This window comes from Flavobacterium sp. (assembly GCF_044376915.1).
GTDB lineage: Bacteria > Bacteroidota > Bacteroidia > Flavobacteriales > Flavobacteriaceae > Flavobacterium.
Genome location: NZ_JBILKB010000141.1, coordinates 1 through 2,885, shown reverse-complemented (window position 1 = coordinate 2,885; position 2,885 = coordinate 1). Strand labels below are relative to the sequence as shown.

2 protein-coding genes and 1 pseudogene are annotated in these 2,885 nt (G+C 34.2%); all 3 read left to right on the top strand.

Annotation, left to right across the window (positions count from 1 at the left end; translation table 11 throughout):
• Positions 1 to 735 (top strand): annotated as a pseudogene (locus tag ACIQ6Z_RS09850) (SusC/RagA family TonB-linked outer membrane protein); the annotation flags it as partial.
• An 11-nt stretch (positions 736 to 746) separates the two neighbouring features.
• The gene (locus ACIQ6Z_RS09845; protein ID WP_396210703.1) at positions 747 to 2,033 is read left to right on the top strand and encodes a carbohydrate-binding protein SusD; all 1,287 of its coding nucleotides are present in this window, start codon (positions 747 to 749) and stop codon (positions 2,031 to 2,033) included.
• Between the two features lie 254 nt (positions 2,034 to 2,287).
• On the top strand, positions 2,288 to 2,885 hold a 598-nt coding region (locus ACIQ6Z_RS09840), incomplete at its 3' end, for a DeoR/GlpR family DNA-binding transcription regulator (protein ID WP_396210702.1).

The window sequence follows — 2,885 nt, the reverse complement described above, 5'->3', positions numbered from 1 at the left end:
GGTAATATGAGCCGCAATAGAAACGAAGTGACTAAACTGAATCAGCCTTTCTTTTTGTTAGATTCTAATCCAGCAGGTGCTCCGGTTGCAGTGCAACTTAATCGTCCGATTGGAACTTATTTCGGAAGTTATTATGCTCGTAATCCTGACGGAAGTTTATTGTTGCAGCCAAACGGTTTGCCACAAACTGAAAGAGGGAACACTGCAACTCGTCAGCCACAGAGAAACTCAAGTGGTCAGCCATTTGGAGATGTTTTAACTAAAGAAATTGGGGATCCAAATCCAGATTTTATTTATGCTTTTGGAACGAACATAAATTATAAGAAATGGGGAGTATCGTTACTTTTTGATGGAGTGAGTGGTGGAGATATTTTTGATGCCGACTACAGAACACGTCAAGGTACAGGAGCCGGACAATTAGTAGCAAAAGAGTTGAAAGGTGAATTACCAAGAGGTTATATTTACTCTATTTATGCTATTGAAGAATTTAGAGTTGTAGATGGTAGTTATTTAAAATTAAGAGAGGTTTCTGTTAACTACTCTTTTGGTAAAGTAAACAATTTCTTTGAAGATTTTACTGTTAATCTAAGTGGTAGAAATCTTTATTCATGGGATAGATTTACAAGCTATGATCCTGAAGTAAATTCAGGAGGACAATCTGCAGTAGCACGATATAATTTTGGAACAATTCCAATTCCAAGAACTATTGCATTAGCACTTAAGTTTAAATTTTAATACAAATGAAAATGAAAAAATTTATAATAGTATCGGTTTTCATGAGCTTGTTTTTAACCTCATGTGACGAAGAATTTTTAGACCCAACTCGTGCTTCAGAAGAAGATGTTTTTTCTTCACGTGATGGTTTGATTGGCGCTGCAAATGGACTTACCTCTCGTTATAGTGTTGGTAGACAAAGTCCTTTTGGATATGCTCTGATTACTGGAAATGGTTTTACAACTAATGAATTAGGTGTGCCACAAGCAGGAAATTTAGATGAGGTTGCTTTGTATTCAGGAACAGGAGAAGTACTTCCAAATAATGGTATTGTATCGAATATTTGGGCGCAAAGTTTAATTTTAAATGCAGAAGCTCAAAAGGTAATTACTAATATTAATCGTTTAACAGTACCTGTTGAAAAAGCAACTGTGTTAGTTCATGCTTCTATTTTTAAAGCGCTTGCACTTGGTAACTTAATTCAATTTTTTGAAAGAGTTCCCATTTCAACAGCTAAAAATGCAGTTTTCAATTCAAGAGCTGAGGTGTTAGCTGAGGTGATTAAAACCTTGGAGGACACAAAATCATCTTTGCCTAGTGCAACTGGTTTTACTGGTATTGCTAGCACAATTAATTATACTAATACTGTTAATGCGCTTTTGGCTAGATTTTATTTAATTTCAGGAAATTTAGATAAAGCTTTTGAACATGCGACACTAGTTAATTTGACAGTCCGTTCTGGCTTCCAATACGATGCTGTAAATCAAAATGCTATTGCCGCAACAGCTTTTTTAGTTGCTAATAATTACCAACCTATTGGAAGGTCACTTGGACTTCCAGCTTCATTACAACCTAATGCAGCTGATGGAAGAATTAATTTTTATATTAACCCAACTTCAACTGTTTCTGCAGTTAGAGGTGCAGGATTTTGGGGAGCTTTAACGAGTTCTGTTCCAGTATATCTTCCTGGTGAAATGATTTTGATTAGAGCTGAAGTATTAGCACGTAAAAATCAATTACCAGAGGCAGTGACTGAAATCAATAGAGTTTTGCAAAAAACTGCTGCTGCTGACGCTTGGGGTGTAGGCGCAAATCTACCAGCCTATTCTGGTACTGTTGACCAACCAAGTTTGTTAACTGAAATATACAGAAATCGTTGTATAGAACTTTTTATGTCAGGATTGAAACTCGAAGATACTCGAAGATTTAATCGCCCTGGAGCAGGAGCTCCTGGAGCTGAGCGCAATAGAAACTGGTATCCTTATCCTGATTCTGAGCGTTTTAATAATCCTAACACACCAGCTAATCCAGCTAATTAATTTTTGTTTTGTTTTTAAATTGAACGAGTTGCTTTTATAGCAACTCGTTTTTTTTATAAATATTTCATACACTTTTTTAGGTTAAAATAAGTTTTATTTTTTTGACTGTGCTCTATTATTCTGAAGTATCGATATAGAAAATAATGGAATATCAGTTTTGAATTTCCATTATTCAAATACTGAAAAATAATGCAACAATCTTCGATTATAATGGGTGTTATTGATATATTTGTGAAAACATTATAATTTTTGATATGTTAAAAAAGGAACGTTGCCAATATATAATTAAAAAACTTGCCGAAAATCAAAGTGTAAATACTATAGAGTTGGCTGTAGAATTGTCGGTTTCAGAGGATTCAATTAGAAGAGATTTACAACTTTTGCATGATCAAGGTTTGCTTGAAAAAGTATACGGTGGTGGTATTCCCGTTTCTGATAAGAATAAGAATCATTTTGATATTGAAATTCTAAACGAAAAAAAGAAAATAGCTTTAGGGACAAAAGCATTGTCTTTATTGCATGACGGACAAGTAATTATTATGAGTGGTGGTACCACTAATTTGGTCTTTTCAAAATTAATTCCCTCTGAATTAAAAGCTACAATTTACACTTATAGTTTACCTATTGCGATGCAATTGTCTCAACACCCCAATATTGATTTAATTTTTATTGGTGGAAAATTACAAAAAAATGCCATGGTTACTATTGGTATGGATGTAGTTCAGGTGCTATCTGCTATTAAGGCTGATATTTGTTTTATGGGTGTAAGTAGTATCAATGTTAAGTCTGGTTTAACTGAGAAAGGATATGAAGTTTCAGTAGTGAAGAAAGCCATGATTCAAGTATCTGATA

Excerpts from the sequence above, each read along its gene's own strand:
- ACIQ6Z_RS09845 (WP_396210703.1), top strand. The coding sequence starts at position 747 with ATGAAAAAATTTATAATAGTATCGGTTTTCATGAGCTTGTTTTTAACC.